Here is a 21,353-nt window from a genome sequence, read left to right as displayed (position 1 = left end):
CATGGACGACGATCTCATCGCGCGGCTCCGCGCAGGACTCCCGCCCGAGGCACTGCTCACCGACCCCCAGGTGACCGCCTCCTACGCCACCGACATGGCCGGCTTCTGCGCCGCCGGCACCCCGGCCGCCGTCGTCCTGCCGCGGACGGTGGACCAGGTCCGGCACGTCATGCGCACCGCCACCGCCCTACGCGTCCCCGTGGTCCCGCAGGGCGCCCGCACGGGCCTGTCCGGCGCCGCCAACGCCTGCGACGGCTGCATCGTGCTGTCCCTGGTGAAGATGGACCGGATCCTGGAGATCTCCGCCGTCGACCGGGTGGCCGTCGTCGAGCCGGGCGTGGTCAACGCCGTCCTGTCCCGGGCCGTCGCCGAACAGGGCCTGTACTACCCGCCCGACCCCTCCAGCTGGGAGCAGTGCACCATCGGCGGCAACATCGGCACCGCCTCCGGCGGGCTGTGCTGCGTCAAGTACGGGGTCACCGCCGAGTACGTGCTCGGGCTCGACGTGGTCCTGGCCCACGGGCGGCTGCTGCGCACGGGGCGGCGTACCGCCAAGGGCGTCGCCGGGTACGACCTGACCCGGCTCTTCGTCGGCTCCGAGGGCACGCTCGGCGTGGTGGTCGGGGCCGTCCTCGCGCTGCGGCCGGCGCCGCCGCGGCAGCTGGCGCTCGCCGCCGAGTTCCCCTCCGTCGCGGCCGCCTGCGAGGCCGTCTGCGCCGTCATGGAGGCGGGCCTGACGCCGTCGCTGCTGGAGCTGATGGACCGGACGACCGTCCGCGCCGTCAACGCCCTCGGCAGGATGGGCCTGCCCGAGAGCACGGAGGCGCTGCTGCTCGCCGCCTTCGACACCCCGGACGCGCCGGCCGGCCTGGAGGCCGTCGGCAGGCTGTGCGCCGCCGCCGGGGCGAGCGCCGTCGTACCCGCCGAGGACGCGGCGGAGTCCGAACTGCTGCTCCAGGCCCGCCGGATGTCCCTCACCGCCCTGGAGGCGCTGCGGCCGGCCACGATGATCGACGACGTGTGCGTGCCGCGGTCGCGGCTCGCCGAGATGCTGGACGGGACGGCCGCCATCGCCGCGGCGCACGACCTGCTCATCGGGGTCTGCGCGCACGCGGGAGACGGCAACACGCACCCGGTGGTCTGCTTCGACCCCGCCGACGAGGACGAGACGCGGCGGGCCCGGGAGTCCTTCGACGCCATCATGGCCCTGGGGCTGTCCCTGGGCGGGACGATCACCGGGGAACACGGGGTCGGGGTGCTGAAGAAGGAGTGGCTGGCCCGGGAACTCGGGCCGGTCGGGCTGGAGATGCAGCGCAGCGTCAAGCAGGCCTTCGACCCGCTCGGGCTGCTGAACCCCGGCAAGCTCTTCTGAGGCCCGGCCGGGCGGGGCCTCCCGCGCTCAGGCGGGGCCTCGCGCGGGCGGGTGCGCTCGCGCGGGGTGCGCGTCACAGATCGCCGTCCGCGGACTCGTCCGAGGGCCACGGGTCGCGCAGCCACAGCTCGTCGGCCGGGGTGGGGGTGAGCAGCGCGGCCAGGGCGTCGTCCAGGCCGAGCCGCTCCGCCTCCGTCCCGGGCGGGACCACGTGCAGGGTGTGCTCCAGCCAGGCCGACACCGCTCCGGCCGGGGCCTCCAGGAGGGCGTCGCCGTCGGGGGAGTTCAGCGCCATGCACAGGACGGACTCGTCGCCGATCTTCGTGGGCCAGATCCGGACGTCCCCGTGTCCGGACGGGCGGAACACCCCCTCGACGAGCAGTTCCCGGGCGAAGGTCCAGTGGACGGGGGCGCTGGAGCCGATGTGGAAGGTGACGTGCACGGCGTAGGGGTCGTCGGTGAGGTAGAGCAGCTTGGCGGGCACGGGGATGCTGCGCTCGGGGGACAGGACCAGCTTCAGTTCCAGTTCGCGCTCGATGAGGGGGTGGTGCACGGCGGCCTCGCTTCGGTGCGTTCGCTTGCGGACGCGGGGGCGGTGCGCGCCCCGCACGGGGAGAGAGCTCCCTCGTGCCCGGGTATGACGCGACTTTCGGCGCCGGAGGGCAGGTTGGCCGAAACCTGTCGGCTGACCGGAATCGGTTGGTGGGGGCCGGGGCGGGGCCCGGGTGGGGCCCGGGCGGGGCGAGGTTCGCCCGAAGGCTTGGAATCTCCCGTTACCGGACCTGCCGGACGGGTGTTCTTGGCTATGGTCCTCCTTTTGGGTCCTCCCCTGCACACGCCTCAAGCCACGATCGGAGTTGGGGACATTGACGGCCTCCCCCGGTGACGGAGAGCACGCGGCCCGCGAGGGCTACTACCCCGACCCGTCCATCCCCGGATACGTCAGGTATTGGAACGGCGCGTCCTGGGTTCCCGGTACGAGCCGTCCTGCCGCATCCGCTCCCGCACGGGTGGAGGAGACGGGGCCGGTGTTCCTGGACGAGACCTCGATGACGGAGGCCCTGCCGGACCCCGCCGCACCCGCCTGGCGGGCCGCGGAAGAGCCGGACCGCGCCGCGGCCGGGGGCTGGGGCCGGGAGGCCGGTGGCGGGGGCGGGGGCGACGATCCCGCGCGGGGGCACGACCGGGGTTGGCCGGGCGGCGGCTGGGCCGCCGAGCGGGGGGACGTCCGGGAAGCCGGTCCCGTACGGGGCCGCGAGCGGGCCGCAGAGCCGGGCTCCGGGGGCGCGGGCCGGCCGGGCGGCGAGGGGGCCGGGGCGGGCGCGGGCCCGGCCGGGCAGGCCGGCTGGCAGGTCGATCCGGTGCACCAGGCCGGCTTCGGCGGCCCCCGTGACGTACGGGTCTCCTGGGGCGACCCGGTCGAGTCCGAGCCCGCCCGGCCCGCCGGGATCTCCCTGGCCCGGCCCGCGGCCGCCGCCACCGCCCAGCGGCTCCCGGCACAAGCCGCCGCCGAGAGCGTGGGCATCCTCTCGGCCCGCGCCCCGGCCTGGCCCGACGCCCCCGGCGCCGGTTCCTCGGGCCTCACCTCCAGCTGGCCGGAGGCCGCGCCGCACCGGCAGGCGCCGGCCCCCGCCGCGGAACCCTCCCGCCCGTACGAGGCCCCCGCGCCCGCCCCCCGGGCCCCGGCGGCTCCCACGCCCGAGGCCGCCCGGGCGTACGAAGCAGAGGCCCCGGCCGCCCGGGCGTACGAAGCAGAGGCCCCGGCCCCCCGGGCGTACGAAGCAGAGGCCCCGGCCCCCCGGGCGTACGAAGCAGAGGCCCCCGCCGCCCGGGCCTACGAGGCCCCCGCCCCCGAGCGCCGCGCCCCCGCGGCCGCCCCCGTGCCGCCGGAGGCGCCCGCCCCGGCGCGCCCGCGCCCCGAGGCGGCCGCGCCCGTCCGTCCGGCCCGCACCGCCGCCCCCGTACCGCCCGCCGAGGAGGCCGGCCCCGCCGTCCGGGAGGACAGCCGGGCCGTCTTCGAGCGGATGGCGGAGCGGGCCGTGCGGCCCGCCGGGCTGGTGCGGCGGTGGCTGGCCCGGGTGCTGGATTCCGTCGCCTACGCCGCGGTCGCCGCGGCCGTCGCGCGGCCCCTCCTCCCGCGCATGACGGCCCATCTGGAGGCGAAGGTGGACGCGGCCCGGGCGAGCGGGCGCACCACCACCGTGTGGCTGCTCGACGCCACCACCGCCGGCCACCTGGGCCTCGTCCTCGGTGCCGTCCTGCTCTTCGGGGTGTTCTACGAGGTGCTGCCCACCGTCCGCTGGGGCCGCACCCCGGGCAAGAAGCTGCTGGGCGTCCGCGTCCTGGCCGCCGCCACGCTCCGCCCGCCCTCCTTCGGCGCGGCCCTGCGCCGCTGGCTGGTGTACGCCTTCGTCGGGCTGCCGGGCAGCCTCGGGTGCCTGGTGGACCGCCCGCGCCGGCGGGCCTGGCACGACCGGGCGGCCGGGACGTACGTGGCGCGCTGAGCGGCGCCGGGCGGCGGCCCGGGGGCCCGTGCCCCGGACGGACGCGGCCGCGTTGCGGGGCGGGCGGACCCGGGTTCGACTCGGGCCATGAGTACCGATCAGCCGCCGCCGGGCCCGCCGCCCGAGGACGACCCGTTCCTCAAGAAGCCCCAGGATCCGACGCCTCCGTCGGGCGGTTCGCCGTACGGATCACCGCCTCCCGGGGGCGGCGGCTACCCCCCGCCCCCGGGCGGAGGCACCGGGGGCCAGCCCCCGCCGCCGCCCCCGCCTCCGTACGGCGGCGGCGGCCCGGGGGACCCGTACGGCGGCGGAGGCGGCGGCTACGGCATGCCCGACCCGCTCGCCGGGATGCCCCCGCTCGCGGACTTCGGCAAGCGGCTCGCCGCCCGCGTCATCGACGTGCTGATCGTCGGCATCCCGCTGTTCCTCATCCAACTGCCGTTCGGCACCAAGCGGTACGTGGTGGACACGAGCAAGGGGGAGGACGTCACCGAGGTCATCACGAAGTCGTACGGCGGTACGGGCCTGCTGTGGACGCTGATCACGATCGTCGCGTACATCGGCTACGACTGGTGGTTCACGCACAAGAGCGGCCGGACGCCGGGCAAGAAGGCCATGGGCCTGCGCGTGGCGATGCTCAACGACGGCAGCGTGCCCCCCTCCGGCGCGGCCCTCGGCCGTGCCGTCGTGCTCTGGCTGCCCACGCTGGTGTGCTGCTTCTGCCTGTGGCCGCTCGCGCTGATCGTGTCGATGCTCGTCGACAAGCCGTACCGGCAGGCGCTCCACGACAAGGCCGCCAAGACGGTGGTGGTCAGCTCCGCCTGACGCCCGTACGAGGACCCGCGCGGGCGGCCGCCCCGGCCAGGGGCGGCCGCCCGCGCCCGTGTCCGGTCAGTGGTGGACGGGATGGTCCGCGGAGGCCGTGCGGTGCCCCGGTACGCGGGAGGCGTCCCCACCTGCCGCCGGCTCGCCCTGCGCGGCGCCCCGCACCGCGCCCCGCACCGCCCCGCGCGCCGCCGCGTGGCGCCCGCGGCGGCGCGGGATCGGCACGGTGAGGGCGACCAGCAGCCCGAGGGCGAGCGCGGCGGCGGCGATGACCGCGACCCCGATGCCCGTGCTCGTCTGCGAGAGCAGCAGCATGGCTATCGTCGACACGACGACGGTGGCGGAACCGTAGGCGAGCTGTGCGGCAGTCGGACGCGGCATGGCGGTTTCCGTCCTCGAGGCGTGGAGGGGGGAGTCGCCTCAACCCATCGCTCGCGTCAAGTGACTCCCGTAGGGCTTGCCCGGACGGAGCGACAGGTAAGCGTGACCTTACCCACGGTGCCGGTGCACGGAGGGGCGCACGGCGTCGCACGGCCGGTCGCAACGGCTGGGGGACGGGCCGACGAAGACCCCGAAATCGGGGCGCCGCCGGAGGGCTTCGCCCCGGATGAGCCCGTATGGCGAGGGAACGTCCGAATAGCGGAACTCGCTGACCGCATAGTGCAGTTGTAAGGAAGAAGTCAAGGTCTGTCTTTTCTTTAGACTCTCCGGTCAAATGTCGTCACTTGAGACGCGCGCCGCGCGGAACCCCCCGCTCCTATGGAGACGTTCCGACCTACGTTGCGGCCGCGGGAGGGGAACGACATCAAGTGACCGCACACTCCACCAGGCGTCGCGCGCTGCGCGCCGCCGCCGTCGGCGTGACCATGGCCGCGACCGCGGCCTCGGGCGCCTTCTTCACCACGGCCCAGGCCACCACCGCCTGGGGCAACGCCCCGGCCGCGGACAAGCAGGACCCCAGCTCCCCCGCGAAGGAGCAGGTCCAGCACAACCTCGAGACGCCGTTCAGCAAGCAGCAGGCGCAGGCCCGCGAGGCGGCCCTCGACCAGGTGCTGGCGGGCAAGAAGAACGTCGAGCAGCGCGGCGCCTCGAAGGTCGTCAAGCTCGACGACAAGAAGTACGTCGAGCTGGGCCGCGAGAAGACCGACAAGATCTTCACGATCCTCGTCGAGTTCGGCGACCAGGTCGACAGCTCGACCATGTTCGATCCGGACGGCCCCGACGGCCCGAAGCCCGCCGAGCCGAAGTACGGCGGCACCCCCGGTCCGCTGCACAACACGATCGAGCAGCCCGACCGCGCGGTGAACAACAGCACCGCCTGGCGCAAGGACTTCAGCCGCGACTACTTCCAGGACCTGTACTTCGGTACGGGCCAGGGCAAGGACTCGCTGAAGACCTACTACGAGAAGACCTCCTCGGGTCGCTACTCGGTCGACGGCGAGGTCGCCGACTGGGTCAAGGTTCCGTACAACGAGGCCCGTTACGGCTCGAACTACTGCGGCCAGACCAACTGCTCCAACGTGTGGGACACCGTCCGCGACGGCGTCACCGCGTGGACGGAGGCCCAGAAGAAGGCCGGCAAGACCGACGCCCAGATCAAGGCCCAGCTGGCGCAGTACGACCAGTGGGACCGCAACGACTTCGACGGCGACGGCAACTTCAACGAGCCCGACGGCTACATCGACCACTTCCAGATCGTCCACGCGGGCGAGGACGAGTCGGCCGGCGGCGGCGTGCAGGGCAAGACCGCCCTGTGGGCGCACCGTTGGTACGCCTACGGCACCGACGTCGGCAAGACCGGCCCGGCGAACAACAAGGCCGGCGGCACCCAGATCGGCGACACGGGCATCTGGGTCGGCGACTACACGATGCAGCCGGAGAACGGCGGCCTCGGCGTCTTCGCGCACGAGTACGGCCACGACCTCGGCCTGCCGGACCTCTACGACACCTCCGGTGGCGGCGAGAACTCGGTCGGCTTCTGGTCCCTGATGTCGGCGGGTTCCTGGCTCGGCCAGGGCAAGGACTCCATAGGCGACATGCCGGGCGACATGACCGCCTGGGACAAGCTCCAGCTGGGCTGGCTGAACTACGACCAGGCCAAGGCCGCGACGAAGTCCACCCACAAGCTGGGCGTGTCGGAGTACAACACCAAGGACAAGCAGGCGCTGGTCGTCGAGCTGCCGAAGAAGCAGGTCAAGACCGACATCGTCGCTCCCGCCGAGGGTTCCTCGCAGTGGTGGAGCCAGATGGGTGACGACCTCAAGAACACCCTGACCCGCTCCGTCGACCTGACGGGCAAGAAGTCCGCCGCCCTCTCGCTCAAGGGCTGGTGGGACATCGAGGCCGACTACGACTTCCTCTACACCGAGGTGTCCACGGACGGCGGCGCCACCTGGACCGCCCTGGCCGGCACCGCCGACGGTGCGGCGATCCCCGCCGACGCCTCCGGCAGCCCGTCGCTGACCGGTACCTCCGGCGCCTGGAAGTCCCTGAACTTCCCGCTGGACGCCTACGCGGGCAAGAAGGTCGACCTCCGCTTCCGCTACCAGACGGACGGCGGCGCGGGCGGCAAGGGCTTCACGGCCGACGCCGTCACCCTCACCGCAGACGGCGCCGCGCTGTTCACCGACGGCGCCGAGAACGGCGACAACGGCTGGACCGGCAAGGGCTTCGAGCGGATCGGCGCGGGCTTCACCAAGGAGTACGCGCAGTACTACATCGCGGAGAACCGCCGCTACGTCTCGTACGACTCCACCCTCAAGGTGGGTCCGTACAACTTCGGCTGGTCCACCACCAAGCCGGGCTGGGTGGAGCACTACCCGTACCAGGACGGCCTGCTGATCTGGCTGTGGGACAAGTCCCAGAAGGACAACAACACCAGCCAGCACCCCGGCCAGGGCCTGATCCTGCCGATCGACGCCAACGCCAAGCCGATGAAGTGGTCGGACGGCAGCCTGCTGCGGAACAAGATCCAGCCGTACGACGCCACCTTCAGCGCGTACTCGACGGACGCGTTCACCCTGCACAACAAGGGCGAGTCGCTCTTCGTCAAGCCGAAGCCCGCGAACCTGGTCTTCGACGACCACAAGGGCAAGTACTACTACGACGAGAACCCGACCGGTTCGGTGAAGGTCGCTGACACCAACACCAAGATCAAGATCGCGAAGGAGACCTACGACGGCCTCCAGATGACGATCGAGGTCGGCCCCGCCGTCAAGTAGTCCGGTAAAACCGCAGGTCAAAGCATGATCGGCCGTCGCCCTCTAGCGGGCGGCGGCCGATCGCGTTTAGATGCACGGGCGACTGTTCTTATTGACGGGGGAGCTGAAGATCATGCCAGGTGGAGGTTTCGTCAGACTGCCGGGCGGCAGCGTGGTGGTCGCGCTGACGCTGCCGCGGCCGCCGTCCGGCGAGGGCGGCACCGACGGAAACGTCCGCGTGCTGGTACACGCCGCGAACCGGGCCCGCGCCCTGACCAGGCTGCGGAACCTCGGCATGCGGGCCGTGTACCTGCGCGGCAACGCGCAGCCCCCCACCCCGGACGAGGTCACCGCCGTCCTCCACCACCCGGACGGCCTGCTGTGGCGCTGCGCCCCGGACCGCGCGGAGGAACTCTGGCACCCGATCCGCGCCCTCCTGGGGCGCTGAAGATCTAACCGCCGACGAGGGTGACGCCGGCCGTCCGGAGCTCCTCCAGCGCCTTCTCGGTGGTGTGGGGGGCCACGGCGGCCGTCAGGTCGAGCAGGACGCGGGTGGTGAAGCCGGCGTGGGCGGCGTCGAGGGCGGTGGCCCGCACGCAGTGGTCGGTGGCGATGCCGACCACGTCCACCTCGCTCACGTGCCGCTCGCGCAGCCACTCGGCCAGGCCCCGGCCGTTCTCGTCGGCGCCCTCGAAGCCGCTGTACGCGGCCTCGTAGGCGCCCTTGTCGAAGACGGCGGCGACGGCCCCGGAGGCGACGGCGGGGGCGAAGTTCGGGTGGAACCCGACGCCCTCGGTCCCGGCGACGCAGTGCACGGGCCAGGACGTCTCGTAGTCCGGCTCGGCCGGGGGCCGGGCGAAGTGGGGCCCGGGGTCGACGTGGTGGTCGCGGGTCGCCACGACGTGCCGGTAGCCGGCCGTGGTCTGCCCGATCAGCTCGGTGATCGCGGCGGCGACGTCGGCCCCGCCGGCGACCGCGAGGCTGCCGCCTTCGCAGAAGTCGTTCTGTACGTCGACGACGATCAGTGCGCGGTGCATGTCGCGTGTCCTTCGGCTTGGTGTGGATGGTCGTGCGCTTCGGCGGGCCCTGCGGGGGCTCTTCCCCCACCCCGCCCCTTCCCGAAACGGCTCCCCGCACCCCCACCCGCACGCGGCCGGCGCGGGCAGCGCGGGCAGCGCGGGTCCGGGCGGAGTCCGGGGAACGGTGGAAGGGCGGGGAGGGGACAGCCGCGCGCAACGGCACCCCACCCGCGGACGACCACCGGCCCCGGCCCCGGCCCGGCGGACGGAGTCCGGCGCAGCGGCGCGAAGCCCGGGAGGCCCCCGGGGCCGAGCGGTGTGAGCGGCGCGTCGGGAAGGCGGCCGCGCGTCAGGAAGGCTCCGGCGCGCCGGGAAGGCGGCCGCGCGTCAGGAAGGGGTCTCCGTCGGGATCACGGCCTCGCCCCGCGACAGCTGCGTCGCCGACAGGGGGAGCCCGGCGCGCGCCGAGCGGTGGCGGTCGCGGGCCGCCTCCAGCGGCTCGCGGGCCACCACCTCGCCCGCCTTCACCAGCTGCACCAGCAGCTGCGCGTCCGCCAGCGCCGCCGGCACCGGCCCGGTCCCGACGACCTCCGCCTCCGCGACGCCCTCGGCGTCCACCCGCCGCGCCGCCCACTTGCGCCCGCCGACGGACGTCTTGCCGCCCGAGGACTTCTTCGCCACCGGCACCAGGGGAGCCTTCGGGTCGTCCGACGCCGCCCGCGCGACCAGCTTGTAGACCATCGAGCACGTCGGGTGCCCGCTGCCGGTCACCAGCTGGGTGCCCACCCCGTACGCGTCCACCGGCGCCGCCGCCAGCGAGGCGATGGCGTACTCGTCCAGGTCGGAGGTGACCACGATCCGCGTGCCCGTCGCGCCCAGCTCGTCCAGCTGCTGCCGCACCCGGTGCGCCACCAGCAGCAGGTCACCGGAGTCGATGCGCACCGCGCCCAGCCCGGTCCCGGCGACCTCCACCGCCGTGCGCACCGCCTCCGCGACGTCGTACGTGTCCACCAGCAGGGTGGTCCCGCTGCCCAGCGAGGCCACCTGCGCGGTGAAGGCGTCCCGTTCGCTGTCGTGGACGAGGGTGAAGGCGTGGGCGCTCGTGCCGACGGTGGGGATCCCGTACCGGAAGCCGGCCGCGAGGTCCGAGGTGGAGGTGAAGCCGCCCACGTACGCGGCCCGCGCGGCCGCGACCGCCGCCAGCTCGTGCGTGCGGCGCGCCCCCATCTCGATCAGCGGCCGGTCGCCCGCGGCCGAGGCCATGCGGGAGGCGGCCGCGGCGATGGCGGAGTCGTGGTTGAGGATCGACAGGATCACCGTCTCCAGCAGCACGCACTCGGCGAAGCTGCCCTCGACCCGCAGGATCGGCGAGCCGGGGAAGTAGACCTCCCCCTCGGGGTATCCCCAGATGTCACCCGAGAAGCGGTACGACGCCAGCCAGTCCAGCGTCCGCATGTCGATGACGGCCCGCTCGCGCAGGAACTCCAGGACGGCGCCGTCGAACCGGAAGTTCTCCACGGCGTCCAGGACGCGGCCGGTGCCGGCGACCACGCCGTAGCGCCGTCCTTCGGGCAGCCGCCGGGTGAAGACCTCGAAGACCGAGCGGCGGTCGGCGGTGCCGTTCGCCAGGGCGGCCTGCAGCATCGTGAGCTCGTAGTGATCCGTGAAGAGCGCTGTCGACGGCACGTCCACCGGCAGGCCCAGGTCCGCAGGGTTCATGACACGGATGCTAGCGCACATTTCGTCAAAGTGACGAGATGTAGGGGCCCGTTTGTGCGACCGGCCCGTCACAGTGGCAGCATGGGACAAGTGAGTGTTGCTCCCATTGAGATCGAACGCACCGAATCCGCCGAGGAGACCTACGCGGTCCCCGAACCCGACGTCCCGTGGGTGACCCTGGTGCACAACGACCCGGTCAACCTCATGAGCTACGTGACGTACGTGTTCCAGGCGTACTTCGGCTACCCCAAGGACAAGGCGACCAGGCTGATGCTCGACGTCCACCACAAGGGCAGGGCGGTCGTCTCCAGCGGCACCCGCGAGGAGATGGAGCGCGACGTGCAGGCGATGCACGGCTACGGGCTGTGGGCGACCCTCTCCCAGGACCGCGGCTGATGGGCGGCGTGTTCGAGCCCGTGAAGGGCGGCGGGGCCGCCGTGGCCCTGGACGAAATCGAGATCTCGATCCTGCGCTCGCTGGCCGTGCAGCTGCTGGAGCTGATCGGCCCGGGCGAGCCGGAACCCGCCGCCGACGCCGACCCGCTGGCCGTGCTCTTCGCCCCTGACGGCCCCACCGAGCCGCCGTCCGACCCTGCGCTGGCCCGGCTCTTCCCCGACGCCTACGGCGACCCCGGCGCGGACCCCGCCCAGGGCTCGGGCAAGGACGTCGAGGAGCTGCGGGCGCGCTCGGCGGAGTTCCGCCGCTTCACCGAGAACGACTTGCGCACCCGCAAGCGGGAGGACGCGCTGGCCGTCGTGCGCAGCCTGGACTCCCTCACCCCGGCCGGGGACGGGGCGGCGGTGCTGGAGCTGACCGGGGAGCTGCCGCTGCGCTGGCTCGGCGCGCTCAACGACCTGCGGCTGACCATCGCGGCCCGGCTCGACATCACCGAGGACGACGAGAGCGCCGTGCTCTTCCGGCTTCCGGACGACGACCCGCGCAAGCCGATGGTGATGGCGTACCTGTGGCTGGGCGGTCTCCAGGAGACGCTCATCGAGACCCTCTGAACGGCCGCCGGCCGCCGGTGGCGAACGTCAAGCGAAGGTGTTGTTCGCTCAGCGGACGCTCAAATCCGGATAACGATCAGATCACCGCCATGCGGTGATCTGATCCATTTCTCTCGCCTATGTCCTGATATTGGCGCGCGGTGCGCCACATGTGCGCTCTTCTCCCACCCGTAAGCACGTGATAAATCTTCACGACCGCCGACGGGACGCCACCCATGTCCCCCGGCCTGCTTGAACCGGCTGACCGCCGGCGTGCAACTCCATCCGTATCCGGGGGGATCGAGGACCCGATCCGCAGCCGTTCCAGGCGCGGGTCGGCGTGGAGAAAGGCGCACCAAGACATGACCTCTGTGCAGGTCGATCAGCACGGCAGGACGCCCGGCGAGGGCACCCAGGGCGAGGGCGACGGGGAGGGCTACCACCGGGCGCTCGGCGCCCGCCAGATCCAGATGATCGCCATCGGCGGGGCCATCGGCACCGGCCTGTTCCTGGGCGCGGGCAAGGCCATCTCGAAGGCCGGACCGAGTCTTATCCTGGCCTACGCCATCGCCGGACTGGTCATCTTCTTCATCATGCGGGCCCTGGGCGAGCTGCTCATGTACCGCCCCGTCTCCGGTTCCTTCTCGGACTACGCCCGCGAGTTCCTGGGCCCGTTCTGGGGGTACGCGACCGGCTGGACGTACTGGCTGTTCTGGGTGGTCACCGGCATCACCGAGGTCACCGCCGCCGCGAAGTACATGTCGTACTGGACGAACGACAGCTTCCCGCAGTGGGCCTACGCGCTGATCTTCACCGTGATCCTCTACGCCGCCAACCTGATCTCCGTGAAGCTCTTCGGCGAGCTGGAGTTCTGGTTCTCCATGGTCAAGGTCACCGCCATCGTCGGCATGATCCTGATCTGCGCCGGCATCCTCACCATCGGCTTCTCCGACGCGGCCGCCACCGCCTCCGTCTCCAACCTGTGGAGCGACCGCGGCTTCTTCCCCAACGGCATCGGCGAGACGCTGATGACCCTGCAGATCGTGATGTTCGCCTTCCTCGCGGTCGAGCTGGTCGGCGTCACCGCCGGCGAGTCCAAGGACCCCGCGAAGACCCTGCCCAAGGCCATCAACACCGTGCCGTGGCGCATCGCCGTCTTCTACGTCGGCGCGCTCATCATGATCATGTCGGTCATCCCGTGGTCGAACTTCAAGGCCGGCGAGAGCCCCTTCGTGCTCGCCTTCGAGAAGATGGGCCTCGGCATCGGCGCCGCGATCGTCAACTTCGTCGTCCTGACCGCGGCCCTGTCCTCCTGCAACTCGGGCATGTACTCCACCGGCCGCATGCTGCGCGACCTCGCGCTCAACGGCCAGGGCCCCAGGTTCTTCACCAAGCTGACGAAGAACGGCACCCCGCTGGTCGGCACCACGTTCTCCGCCGCGCTGATGCTGGTGGGCGTCTGGATCAACTACGTCGCCCCGGGCAAGGCCTTCGACTACGTCGTCTCCTTCGCCACCATCTCCGGCATGTGGGCCTGGGTCATGATCCTGGTCTGCCAGATCCGCTACCGCGCCAAGGCCGACCGCGGCGAGCTGCCCCAGTCCTCCTTCCGCGCCCCCGGCGCCCCCTGGAGCAGCTGGTTCGCCCTGCTGTTCATCGGCATGGTCATCGTGATGATGGGCGTCGACAAGGACTCCCGCGTCTCGCTGTACTGCGCCCCGCTGTGGGGTCTGATCCTCGGCGTGTCCTACCTGGTCCTCAAGGCCCGCAACCCGAGCGGCGCCGCCTTCAACAAGGTCACCAGCGGCTGACACCCTGGGCCGTGTCCACCATTCGGGCCCTCCCGTACCACTCCTCGGTACGAGAGGGCCCGTCTGCTTATCCTGTCGCTCATGCTGACCCTCACCCAGGCCCTGTACGACCAGATCGTCGAGCACGCCCGCAAGGACCACCCGGACGAGGCGTGCGGCGTCGTGGCCGGCCCGGCGGGCACCGGCCGACCCGAGCGGTTCATCCCGATGCTCAACGCGGCCCGCTCGCCCACGTTCTACGAGTTCGACTCGAAGGATCTGCTCAAGCTCTACCGCGAGCTCGACGACCGGGACGAGGAGCCCGTGATCGTCTACCACTCGCACACCGCCACCGAGGCCTACCCCTCGCGCACGGACGTCACGTACGCGAACGAGCCCGGCGCGCACTACGTGCTGGTCTCCACGGCCGACGAGGACGGACTGGGCGAGTTCCAGTTCCGCTCGTACCGGATCGTCGACGGTGTGATCACGGAGGAAGAAGTGCAGGTCGTGGCAGCCTACTGACCACCATGTGAGCCGAGAGCGTCCACGATGCGGGATCACACTCCAAACGGGGGACCGGGAATCGTTAACATGACCGCATGGTTTCCCACGACGTGAGCATCGAGACGCCCGGCAGGCTGCTGCTCGTGGCGCGGCTGCACGTCGACCTGTGCCGCCTCGCCAGCGCCATCTGTCCTGCCGCCTGAGCACCACAGACCCCCCGGCGCGGGGGCGCCCGACCGCGCGCCCTCCCTCCTCTTCACCCCTTCACGACACTGGAGCCTGCTGCCATGGCCATCGAGGTCCGCATCCCGACCATCCTCCGCACCTACACCGACGGCGAGAAGGCCGTGAACGGCGAGGGGGCGACCCTCTCCGAGCTGTTCGCGGACCTGGAGACCCGCCACAAGGGCATTGAGGAGCGCATCGTCGACGGCGGCCAGCTGCGCCGCTTCGTGAACGTCTACCTCAACGACGAGGACGTCCGCTTCCTCGACGGCATCTCCACCGCCCTCAAGGACGGCGACAGCGTCACCATCCTCCCGGCCGTGGCCGGCGGCTCGAAGTAATGCGCTACGACTCCCCCCTCGCGGCGGTCGGCAACACCCCGCTGGTGCGCCTGCCGCGGCTGTCCCCCTCGGCGGACGTCCGGATCTGGGCCAAGCTGGAGGACCGCAACCCGACCGGCTCGATCAAGGACCGCCCCGCGCTCCACATGGTCGAGCAGGCGGAGAAGGACGGCCGCCTGTACCCCGGCTGCACCATCCTGGAACCGACTTCCGGCAACACGGGCATCTCGCTCGCCATGGCCGCGAAGCTCAAGGGCTACCGGATCGTGTGCGTGATGCCGGAGAACACCTCGCAGGAGCGCCGCGACCTTCTCGCGATGTGGGGAGCCGAGATCATCTCGTCGCCGGCCGCGGGCGGTTCGAACACCGCGGTGCGGGTGGCGAAGGAGCTGGCGGAGCAGAACCCCTCCTGGGTGATGCTCTACCAGTACGGCAACCCGGACAACGCGGGCGCCCACTACGCCACCACGGGCCCCGAGATCCTGGCCGACCTCCCCTCGATCACCCACTTCGTGGCGGGCCTCGGCACGACCGGCACCCTGATGGGCGTCGGCCGCTACCTGCGCGAGCACGTGCCCGGCGTGAAGATCGTGGCCGCGGAGCCCCGGTACGACGACCTCGTCTACGGCCTGCGCAACCTCGACGAGGGCTTCGTCCCGGAGCTGTACGACGCCTCCGTGCTCACCACCCGCTTCTCGGTGGGCTCCGCCGACGCGGTCACCCGCACCCGCGAACTCCTCCAGCAGGAGGGCATCTTCGCGGGCGTCTCCACCGGAGCCGCACTGCACGCGGCGATCGGCGTGGGCCGCAAGGCGGCCGCCGCGAGCGAGAGCGCCGACATCGTCTTCGTCGTCGCCGACGGCGGCTGGAAGTACCTGTCGACCGGCGTCTACACGGCCGCGACGACGGAAGAGGCCATCGAGGTCCTCCAGGGCCAGCTCTGGGCCTGAGGCCCGGCCCACGGCCCGAACGCACACCCGGAACGGCTCCACGGACGCCGCCGGCACCCGCGGCCACGCGGGGCCGGCGGCGTCCGCCGTACCGGCCGCTCAACGCCCCGGTCACCCGTTCGGCCCTTCGGGGTCGCCCGCCCCGCCCTGCGCGCGCAGGCTCGGAACCGACCGGTTCCCCGCAGCAGGAAGGTGGCGACATGACCACCACCCCGGGCAGTACCTCCCCCAGGCCGCCCGCCCACGGGCCTGGCCACTCCAGCGCATGGGCCACCGGAGGTGCGACCTTCGCCGGCGTGCTGATGGCCGTCAACGGCGTCTTCAGCGTCTTCGAGGGCATCGCCGCCCTCGCCAAGGACGACGTCTACCTGCCCGTCGGCGACTACACCTTCAGGTTCGACCTCACGGCATGGGGCTGGATCCACCTGATCCTCGGCGTCATCGTCTTCGTCGTCGGCGTCGGGATCCTCAAGGGCGCCCAGTGGGGCCGCGTCGCCGGCATCGCCCTGGCCGCCCTGTCGGTGCTCTTCCACTTCCTGTGGCTGCCCTACCAGCCCCTGTGGGCGCTCATCGCGATCGCCATCGGGGTGTTCGTCATCTGGGCGCTGTGCACCGAAAGGCCCCTCGACCACACCACCTGAGCCGCACCGAGCTGGTCCCCGGCTCCCCGCCGCCCTGGCCGCACCCCGCGGCCGGGGCGGCGCCGCCCGCTCACGGCCCGTCACCGGCCAGCAGCCCGGCCAGCACCGAGGCGTGGCTGCGCTCCGGGTCCTTCACCGCCGTCAGCAGCGTCAGCGGCCCCCGGGCCGCGAGGCCCCGCAGCCGCTCCAGCTCCGCCTGCGCCTGCTCCCCGCCGGCCGCCAGCTCCGCCTCGTACCGCTCCCGGAACTCCTCCCACGACCCGGCCCCGGAGTGGTACCACGAGCGCAGCTCCCCGGACGGGGTCACCGCCTTCGGCCACTCGTCCACGCGCGCCGCCTCCTTCGACAGCCCCCGCGGCCACAGCCGGTCCACGAGGACCCGCACGCCGTCCGCCCCCGGCTCGGGGGGATCGTAGACCCGCCGCAGCCTGATCACCGCGCACCGCCTCCCAGCCCCTTGGCCTCGTCCCACCACACCGGGTCCAGTGTCCCCAGCAGCGTGCGGAACTCCCACAGCGACACCTCCTCCGGCCGGTCCGCCTCCAGAAAGGCGCCCCGTCCGTGCGCGGCGACCACCCCCGGCGGCAGCGGGATCACCCCCGCCCGCCGGTCGTCGTACTTCCCGGTGATCCACGCGACCCGCGCCCGCTCCCGGTGCGCCCGTACCGCCAGCACCAGGCAGGTCCGGCCGTCCGCCAGGCACCACAGCTCGCCGGGCCGCACCCGCGGGGGCGGCCCCAGCCCGTGCGGCGGGGGCGCCGCGGCCACCGCCGTGCCCCGCCGGGGGAGCAGCACCACCACCGCCACGGCGACCGCCGCCAGCACGGCGGGCCACCACGACGTGTCCATGTATCCGACCGTAGCGGCGGCCGGGCCCCCCGGCGCGGCAGCGGCGCGGCCACGGCGGCGGCAACGCCTGTGCCCCTCGTCGCTCCCCTGGGTGACACCACAGGTGATTCCCCCCACAACGGCCTGCCGCGGAGGAGCGACCGGAGGTTTCGCGCCTTACGCTCGACCCACGCACGGCCCGCATTCCGTCCACGGACCGTCCCCGGAGGTTCACGCCCCATGAAGCTCACCGTCGTCGGCTGTTCGGGGTCCTTCCCGGCCGCGGATTCGGCATGTTCGAGCTATCTCGTCGAGGCCGACGGCTTCCGGCTGCTCCTCGACATGGGCAACGGCTCCCTCGGCGCGCTCCAGCGGCACTGCGGTCTCTACGACCTCGACGCGATCTTCCTGAGCCATCTGCACGCCGACCACTGCATCGACATGTGCGCGTACTTCGTGGCCCGCTACTACCGCCACGAGGGCGGCCGCTGCGGGACCATCCCCGTCTACGGCCCCGAGGGCACCGAGCAGCGTCTGACGACGGCGTACGAGGACGTCCCCGACGAGCGCTCGATGAGCGAGGTCTTCGACTTCCGCACCCTGAAGTCGGGCAGCTTCGAGATCGGCCCGTTCACCGTCCGCACGGAGAAGGTCTGCCACCCCGTCGAGTCGTACGGCATCCGCGTCGAGCACGGCGGTCGGGTGCTGGCGTACTCCGGGGACACCGGGGTCTGCCCCGAGCTGGGCCTCCTGGCGGAGGACGCCGACCTGTTCCTGTGCGAGGCCTCCTTCACGCACGGCAAGGAGGACATCCCGGGCCTGCACCTCAACGGCCGCGAGGCCGGCGAGTACGCGCGCGGCGGCCGGGTCGGGCGGCTCGTGCTGACGCACGTCCCGCCGTGGACGGACGCCGCGCAGAACCTGGCGGACGCCCGCGCGGTGTTCGACGGGCGGGTCGACCTCGCGTACGCGGGCGCGGTGTACGAGGTCTGACGCGGCGCGGCCACGCAGAAGCCCCCGCCCTCCCGGAACGCGCCGGGAGGGCGGGGGCTTTCGTACCGCAGCGGGCCGGTCAGGCCCGGTCGGCCGGGGCTACTTGGCCTCGGCCTTGGCCAGCTCGGCGAGCTCCTCGTCGGACTCGCGGCCCGGCGTCGGGAGGTTCCACTTGGTGATCGCGAAGCGGAAGATCACGTAGTAGAGCACCGCGAAGCAGAGGCCGACCAGCGCCAGGCCGGCCGGGTTGGTGGCCTTGCCGAGGTTCAGCAGGTAGTCGATGGCGCCGGCGGAGAAGCCGAAGCCGTCCTTCATGCCGAGCGCCCACGTCAGGGCCATCGAGACACCGGTCAGGACCGCGTGGACGGCGTAGAGCACCGGCGCGATGAACATGAAGGTGAACTCGATCGGCTCGGTCACACCGGTGACGAACGACGTGAGCGCGAGGGACAGCATCATGCCGCCGACGACCTTGCGGCGCTCGGGGCGGGCGCAGTGGACGATCGCGAGGCAAGCGGCCGGCAGGGCGAACATCATGATCGGGAAGAAGCCGGTCATGAACTGGCCGGCGCTCGGGTCGCCGGCGAGGAAGCGGGCGATGTCGCCGCTCTTGCCGTCGTACTCGCCCGCCTGGAACCAGGGGAAGGAGTTCAGCAGGTGGTGCATGCCGACGGCGATCAGACCGCGGTTGGCGACGCCGAAGATGCCCGCGCCGACGGCGCCGGAGCCGACCAGCCACTCACCGAGGTTGTGCAGACCGGTGCCGAGGACCGGCCAGATCAGACCGAAGACGATGCCGATCAGCAGGCCGGCGAAGGCCGAGAGGATCGGGACCAGGCGGCGGCCGCCGAAGAAGCCCGCCCACTCGGGCAGCTTGGTGCGGAAGAACTTCTGGTAGATCAGGGCGACCACGAGGCCCATCACGACACCGCCGAGCACCTTGGCGTCCACGGGCGCCTCGAGCATGGCGACCTTGCCGTCGACCACCTTGGCGACCTTCGGCAGGTTCGGGTCGGTGAACGTGGCGAGCACGTTCTTGAAGACCAGGTAGCCGGTGACCGCGGCCAGGGCCGTGGAGCCGTCCGACTTCTTCGCGTAGCCGATCGCGATGCCCACGGCGAACAGCAGCGCCATGTTGTCCAGGATCGCGCCGCCGCCCGCGGCCATGTAACCGGCGATCTTGTTGATGAACTCCGGCAGCGAGGCGGAGCCCAGCATGTCCTTGTCGCCGAGACGGACCAGCAGTGCGGCGGCCGGCAGCACGGCGACCGGGAGCATCAGGCTCCGGCCGATGCGCTGCATGACGGCCATCACGCCAGCGCCCTTCTTCTTCTCCGCAGCGGTCGCTGTGGACATGGGTTCCTCCAGAGGACAAGGCGCTGCCTGGGGACATGGAAAAATGGGGGTGGCGGCGTCTCGGAAAAGGGGGACCACGAGCTGCTCGGCAGGCGCATGGTCTACACCATTCGGTGGTGTAGACCAGTTGTAGCACGGTCGGGGTTAGATAAGGAACCTTCGTTTTCCTGTGGCCTGGACCACATGACGACGGGCCCCCGGATCGAAGGATCCGAAGGCCCGCCGACCCCGGGGCGCAAGGCCCCGGGCCCCCTACGCCTTGGTGTTCTCCGCCTGCATCGCAGCGATCTCCTCGTCCGATTCCCGCCCGGGCGTCGGGATGTCGAACGCCGTGATCGCGAACCGGAAGACCGCGTAGTAGACGACGGCGAAACACAGCCCGATCGGGATGATCAGCCACGGTTTGGTCGCCAGGCCCCAGTTGATGACGTAGTCGATCAGGCCCGCGGAGAAACTGAACCCGTCGTGGACCCCCAGCCCCCAGGTCACCGCCATCGACACCCCCGTCAGCACGGCGTGGACCGCGTACAGCGCCGGCGCCACGAACAGGAAGGAGTACTCCAACGGCTCGGTGATCCCCGTGACGAAGGACGTCAGGCCCACCGACAGCATCAGCCCGCCGACCTCCTTGCGCCGCAGCGGCTTCGCGCAGTGCGTGATCGCCAGCGCCGCCGCCGGCAGGGCGAACATCATGATCGGGAAGAACCCGCTCAGGAACAGCCCCGCCTCCGGGTCACCCGCCAGGAACATGTTGATGTCGCCGTGCTTGACCTCCCCCGCGGGCGTGGTGAACGTACCGAACTGGAACCACAGCGGCACGTTCAGGAACTGGTGCAGGCCGATCACCAGCAGCGCGCGGTTCGCCACGCCGAACACACCCGCACCCCACGCGCCCAGCCCCTTCAGCCAGTCGGAGAAGCTCTCCAGCGCGTCACCGACCGGCGGCCACACCCACAGGCACAGCGCGGCGAAGGCGATCGCCACGAACGACATGATGATCGGGACCAGCCGCCGGCCGTTGAAGAAGCCGAGCCAGTCCACCAGTCTCACCCGGTGGTAGCGCTGCCAGAACCAGGCCGTGAGCAGCCCCATGACGATCCCGCCGAAGACCCCCGGGTTCTGGTACGTGTACCCCGCGAAGGTGTCCGCCGGGGTCAGGCAACCGCCCCCGACGTCCTTCGTCCCCGGCGGACAGGCCTTCGGGAAGGCGTGCATCACCCCCCGGTAGACGAGGAACCCCGCCACCGCCGCCAGCGCGGTCGAACCGTCCGCCTTCTTCGCCATGCCGATCGCGACGCCCACGCAGAAGAGGAGCGGCAGACCGAGGTCGGGATCCAGCAGGGCCCTGCCCGCGCCGTCCATCACCCGGGCGACCACCGTCCAGTCCAGGCCGTCCTTGCCGAACACGTCCGGCTGCCCGAGCCGGTTCAGGATCCCCGCGGCCGGCAGTACGGCGATCGGGAGCTGGAGGCTGCGCCCCATCTTCTGCAGCGCCTGGAACAGGCCGTTCCACCCCTGCTTGCGCGGTGCTGCCGCAGCACTGCTCGCGCTCATGCGCGTCCTCCCTCGGCCGGCCCGTTTTTGGCAGTCGCAGTACGTGCGGCACACTGGTGTAGACCAGTCGTGGGCAGGGTGCTGCTGATCGTCATCCTTCGGCAGGAGCCCGGCGTGCGCTCGCACAGATAGGCCAACCGTGCGCTACGCCAAGCTCCGTGAGCTACCGTGACAAAGCGGACGCAGTCCGCAGCCGGCCGCACACGGCCGCCGAGACCCCTTCTTCGAAACACTCAGGGAGAAACACATGGCCACCAAGGCTGAGAAGATCGTCGCCGGGCTCGGCGGCATCGACAACATCGAAGAGGTCGAAGGCTGCATCACCCGCCTGCGCACCGAGGTCGCCGACCCCGAGCTCGTCGACGAAGCCGCCCTCAAGGCCGCCGGCGCCCACGGCGTCGTCAAGATGGGCACCGCCATCCAGGTCGTCATCGGCACCGACGCCGACCCCATCGCCGGCGAGATCGAAGACATGATGTGAGCTGAGCCCACCGGCCCACCCCACCACGCCCCCCGCCGGGGCAGTACGCGGCCCCGTCCCGG

22 protein-coding genes and 1 pseudogene are annotated in these 21,353 nt (G+C 71.9%); 15 read left to right on the top strand and 8 right to left on the bottom strand.

The window, feature by feature from the left end; genetic code table 11:
• Position 1: 1 nt before the first annotated feature.
• The gene (locus ACZ501_RS04755) at positions 2–1,372 is read left to right on the top strand and encodes an FAD-binding oxidoreductase (protein ID WP_468792513.1); all 1,371 of its coding nucleotides are present in this window, start codon (positions 2–4) and stop codon (positions 1,370–1,372) included.
• A 73-nt stretch (positions 1,373–1,445) separates the two neighbouring features.
• On the opposite strand, the gene ACZ501_RS04750 is transcribed toward ACZ501_RS04755, so the two are convergent.
• Positions 1,446–1,925: an SsgA family sporulation/cell division regulator gene (locus ACZ501_RS04750; RefSeq protein ID WP_361603568.1), complete on the bottom strand. Its 480-nt coding sequence runs from the start codon at positions 1,923–1,925 to the stop codon at positions 1,446–1,448.
• Positions 1,926–2,229: 304 nt separating this feature from the next.
• Between ACZ501_RS04750 and ACZ501_RS04745 the strand changes: the two genes are divergently transcribed.
• Both ACZ501_RS04745 and ACZ501_RS04740 read left to right on the top strand, forming a co-directional pair.
• A complete protein-coding gene (locus ACZ501_RS04745; RefSeq protein ID WP_468792510.1) occupies positions 2,230–3,876 on the top strand; it encodes an RDD family protein in 1,647 nt (548 codons plus the stop codon).
• A gap of 87 nt (positions 3,877–3,963) precedes the next feature.
• A complete protein-coding gene (locus ACZ501_RS04740) occupies positions 3,964–4,701 on the top strand; it encodes an RDD family protein (RefSeq protein ID WP_468792508.1) in 738 nt (245 codons plus the stop codon).
• Positions 4,702–4,767: 66 nt separating this feature from the next.
• Here the strand turns inward: ACZ501_RS04740 and ACZ501_RS04735 are convergent, their stop codons facing one another.
• Complete coding sequence (locus ACZ501_RS04735; protein ID WP_468792505.1) at positions 4,768–5,082, bottom strand: hypothetical protein; 315 nt, start codon at positions 5,080–5,082, stop codon at positions 4,768–4,770.
• A 485-nt stretch (positions 5,083–5,567) separates the two neighbouring features.
• On the opposite strand from ACZ501_RS04735, the gene ACZ501_RS04730 reads away from it, so the two are divergent.
• Positions 5,568–7,922 (top strand): immune inhibitor A domain-containing protein, encoded by a 2,355-nt coding sequence (locus ACZ501_RS04730; RefSeq protein ID WP_361597690.1) that lies wholly within the window; start codon positions 5,568–5,570, stop codon positions 7,920–7,922.
• Positions 7,923–8,034: 112 nt separating this feature from the next.
• Complete coding sequence (locus tag ACZ501_RS04725) at positions 8,035–8,349, top strand: hypothetical protein (RefSeq protein ID WP_361597687.1); 315 nt, start codon at positions 8,035–8,037, stop codon at positions 8,347–8,349.
• Positions 8,350–8,353: 4 nt separating this feature from the next.
• On the opposite strand, the gene ACZ501_RS04720 is transcribed toward ACZ501_RS04725, so the two are convergent.
• On the bottom strand, positions 8,354–8,938 hold the full coding sequence (locus ACZ501_RS04720; RefSeq protein ID WP_361597666.1) for an isochorismatase family protein: 585 nt from the start codon (positions 8,936–8,938) through the stop codon (positions 8,354–8,356).
• A 369-nt stretch (positions 8,939–9,307) separates the two neighbouring features.
• Positions 9,308–10,639 (bottom strand): nicotinate phosphoribosyltransferase, encoded by a 1,332-nt coding sequence (locus tag ACZ501_RS04715; RefSeq protein WP_361597663.1) that lies wholly within the window; start codon positions 10,637–10,639, stop codon positions 9,308–9,310.
• An 81-nt stretch (positions 10,640–10,720) separates the two neighbouring features.
• On the opposite strand from ACZ501_RS04715, the gene clpS reads away from it, so the two are divergent.
• The 8 genes from clpS (at position 10,721) to ACZ501_RS04675 (ending at position 16,079) form a co-directional block, all read left to right on the top strand.
• A complete protein-coding gene (clpS, locus tag ACZ501_RS04710; protein ID WP_361597660.1) occupies positions 10,721–11,035 on the top strand; it encodes an ATP-dependent Clp protease adapter ClpS in 315 nt (104 codons plus the stop codon).
• Positions 11,035–11,646 carry a DUF2017 domain-containing protein gene (locus ACZ501_RS04705; RefSeq protein ID WP_468792503.1) on the top strand — a complete coding sequence of 204 codons (612 nt, stop codon included), beginning with the start codon at positions 11,035–11,037 and terminating at the stop codon, positions 11,644–11,646. The genes clpS and ACZ501_RS04705 overlap by 1 nt, the downstream gene beginning before the upstream one ends.
• A 341-nt stretch (positions 11,647–11,987) precedes the next feature.
• Positions 11,988–13,436, top strand: a complete 1,449-nt coding sequence (locus ACZ501_RS04700; protein WP_361597654.1) for an amino acid permease — start codon at positions 11,988–11,990, stop codon at positions 13,434–13,436.
• An 81-nt stretch (positions 13,437–13,517) separates the two neighbouring features.
• The gene (locus ACZ501_RS04695) at positions 13,518–13,940 is read left to right on the top strand and encodes a M67 family metallopeptidase (RefSeq protein WP_361597651.1); all 423 of its coding nucleotides are present in this window, start codon (positions 13,518–13,520) and stop codon (positions 13,938–13,940) included.
• 77 nt (positions 13,941–14,017) lie between these two features.
• On the top strand, positions 14,018–14,125 hold the full coding sequence (locus ACZ501_RS04690; RefSeq protein ID WP_311736929.1) for a putative leader peptide: 108 nt from the start codon (positions 14,018–14,020) through the stop codon (positions 14,123–14,125).
• A gap of 84 nt (positions 14,126–14,209) precedes the next feature.
• Positions 14,210–14,488, top strand: coding sequence for a MoaD/ThiS family protein (locus tag ACZ501_RS04685; RefSeq protein ID WP_361597648.1), 279 nt, complete (start codon positions 14,210–14,212; stop codon positions 14,486–14,488).
• Complete coding sequence (locus tag ACZ501_RS04680; RefSeq protein ID WP_468792500.1) at positions 14,488–15,438, top strand: PLP-dependent cysteine synthase family protein; 951 nt, start codon at positions 14,488–14,490, stop codon at positions 15,436–15,438. Before ACZ501_RS04685 ends, ACZ501_RS04680 begins: the two co-directional genes overlap by 1 nt.
• A 200-nt stretch (positions 15,439–15,638) precedes the next feature.
• A complete protein-coding gene (locus ACZ501_RS04675; RefSeq protein ID WP_361597642.1) occupies positions 15,639–16,079 on the top strand; it encodes a DUF7144 family membrane protein in 441 nt (146 codons plus the stop codon).
• Between the two features lie 70 nt (positions 16,080–16,149).
• Here ACZ501_RS04675 and ACZ501_RS04670 read toward each other — a convergent pair whose 3' ends face one another.
• A complete protein-coding gene (locus tag ACZ501_RS04670) occupies positions 16,150–16,515 on the bottom strand; it encodes a DUF488 domain-containing protein (protein ID WP_468792497.1) in 366 nt (121 codons plus the stop codon).
• Complete coding sequence (locus ACZ501_RS04665) at positions 16,512–16,928, bottom strand: hypothetical protein (RefSeq protein WP_468792495.1); 417 nt, start codon at positions 16,926–16,928, stop codon at positions 16,512–16,514. Before ACZ501_RS04665 ends, ACZ501_RS04670 begins: the two co-directional genes overlap by 4 nt.
• Before the next feature lie 219 nt (positions 16,929–17,147).
• Here ACZ501_RS04665 and ACZ501_RS04660 point away from each other — a divergent pair, with 219 nt between their 5' ends.
• Positions 17,148–17,900, top strand: coding sequence for an MBL fold metallo-hydrolase (locus ACZ501_RS04660; RefSeq protein ID WP_361597633.1), 753 nt, complete (start codon positions 17,148–17,150; stop codon positions 17,898–17,900).
• A 99-nt stretch (positions 17,901–17,999) separates the two neighbouring features.
• On the opposite strand, the gene ACZ501_RS04655 is transcribed toward ACZ501_RS04660, so the two are convergent.
• Positions 18,000–19,256, bottom strand: coding sequence for a PTS transporter subunit EIIC (locus tag ACZ501_RS04655; protein ID WP_361597630.1), 1,257 nt, complete (start codon positions 19,254–19,256; stop codon positions 18,000–18,002).
• A gap of 252 nt (positions 19,257–19,508) precedes the next feature.
• Entirely contained in the window at positions 19,509–20,810 is a 1,302-nt protein-coding gene (locus tag ACZ501_RS04650; protein WP_362462089.1) for a PTS transporter subunit EIIC, read from the bottom strand.
• A gap of 238 nt (positions 20,811–21,048) precedes the next feature.
• On the opposite strand from ACZ501_RS04650, the pseudogene ACZ501_RS04645 reads away from it, so the two are divergent.
• A pseudogene (locus ACZ501_RS04645) lies at positions 21,049–21,291 on the top strand (PTS sugar transporter subunit IIB); the annotation flags it as partial.
• Between the last annotated feature and the right edge of the window lie 62 nt (positions 21,292–21,353).

It is taken from the genome of Streptomyces sp. NPDC034085 (assembly GCF_055575555.1).
The sequence above is the reverse complement of the archived record's forward strand: the minus strand, read 5'-3'. Positions and strand labels throughout refer to the sequence as shown.

Excerpts from the sequence above, each read along its gene's own strand:
- ACZ501_RS04730 (WP_361597690.1), top strand. The coding sequence starts at position 5,568 with ATGGCCGCGACCGCGGCCTCGGGCGCCTTCTTCACCACGGCCCAGGCC.
- ACZ501_RS04740 (WP_468792508.1), top strand. The coding sequence starts at position 3,964 with ATGAGTACCGATCAGCCGCCGCCGGGCCCGCCGCCCGAGGACGACCCG.
- ACZ501_RS04660 (WP_361597633.1), top strand. The coding sequence starts at position 17,148 with ATGAAGCTCACCGTCGTCGGCTGTTCGGGGTCCTTCCCGGCCGCGGAT.
- ACZ501_RS04695 (WP_361597651.1), top strand. The coding sequence starts at position 13,518 with ATGCTGACCCTCACCCAGGCCCTGTACGACCAGATCGTCGAGCACGCC.
- ACZ501_RS04665 (WP_468792495.1), bottom strand. The coding sequence starts at position 16,928 with ATGGACACGTCGTGGTGGCCCGCCGTGCTGGCGGCGGTCGCCGTGGCG.
- ACZ501_RS04685 (WP_361597648.1), top strand. The coding sequence starts at position 14,210 with ATGGCCATCGAGGTCCGCATCCCGACCATCCTCCGCACCTACACCGAC.
- ACZ501_RS04735 (WP_468792505.1), bottom strand. The coding sequence starts at position 5,082 with ATGCCGCGTCCGACTGCCGCACAGCTCGCCTACGGTTCCGCCACCGTC.
- ACZ501_RS04705 (WP_468792503.1), top strand. The coding sequence starts at position 11,035 with ATGGGCGGCGTGTTCGAGCCCGTGAAGGGCGGCGGGGCCGCCGTGGCC.
- ACZ501_RS04650 (WP_362462089.1), bottom strand. The coding sequence starts at position 20,810 with ATGAGCGCGAGCAGTGCTGCGGCAGCACCGCGCAAGCAGGGGTGGAAC.
- clpS (WP_361597660.1), top strand. The coding sequence starts at position 10,721 with ATGGGACAAGTGAGTGTTGCTCCCATTGAGATCGAACGCACCGAATCC.
- ACZ501_RS04720 (WP_361597666.1), bottom strand. The coding sequence starts at position 8,938 with ATGCACCGCGCACTGATCGTCGTCGACGTACAGAACGACTTCTGCGAA.
- ACZ501_RS04725 (WP_361597687.1), top strand. The coding sequence starts at position 8,035 with ATGCCAGGTGGAGGTTTCGTCAGACTGCCGGGCGGCAGCGTGGTGGTC.
- ACZ501_RS04680 (WP_468792500.1), top strand. The coding sequence starts at position 14,488 with ATGCGCTACGACTCCCCCCTCGCGGCGGTCGGCAACACCCCGCTGGTG.
- ACZ501_RS04690 (WP_311736929.1), top strand. The coding sequence starts at position 14,018 with ATGGTTTCCCACGACGTGAGCATCGAGACGCCCGGCAGGCTGCTGCTC.
- ACZ501_RS04715 (WP_361597663.1), bottom strand. The coding sequence starts at position 10,639 with ATGAACCCTGCGGACCTGGGCCTGCCGGTGGACGTGCCGTCGACAGCG.
- ACZ501_RS04755 (WP_468792513.1), top strand. The coding sequence starts at position 2 with ATGGACGACGATCTCATCGCGCGGCTCCGCGCAGGACTCCCGCCCGAG.
- ACZ501_RS04675 (WP_361597642.1), top strand. The coding sequence starts at position 15,639 with ATGACCACCACCCCGGGCAGTACCTCCCCCAGGCCGCCCGCCCACGGG.
- ACZ501_RS04655 (WP_361597630.1), bottom strand. The coding sequence starts at position 19,256 with ATGTCCACAGCGACCGCTGCGGAGAAGAAGAAGGGCGCTGGCGTGATG.
- ACZ501_RS04700 (WP_361597654.1), top strand. The coding sequence starts at position 11,988 with ATGACCTCTGTGCAGGTCGATCAGCACGGCAGGACGCCCGGCGAGGGC.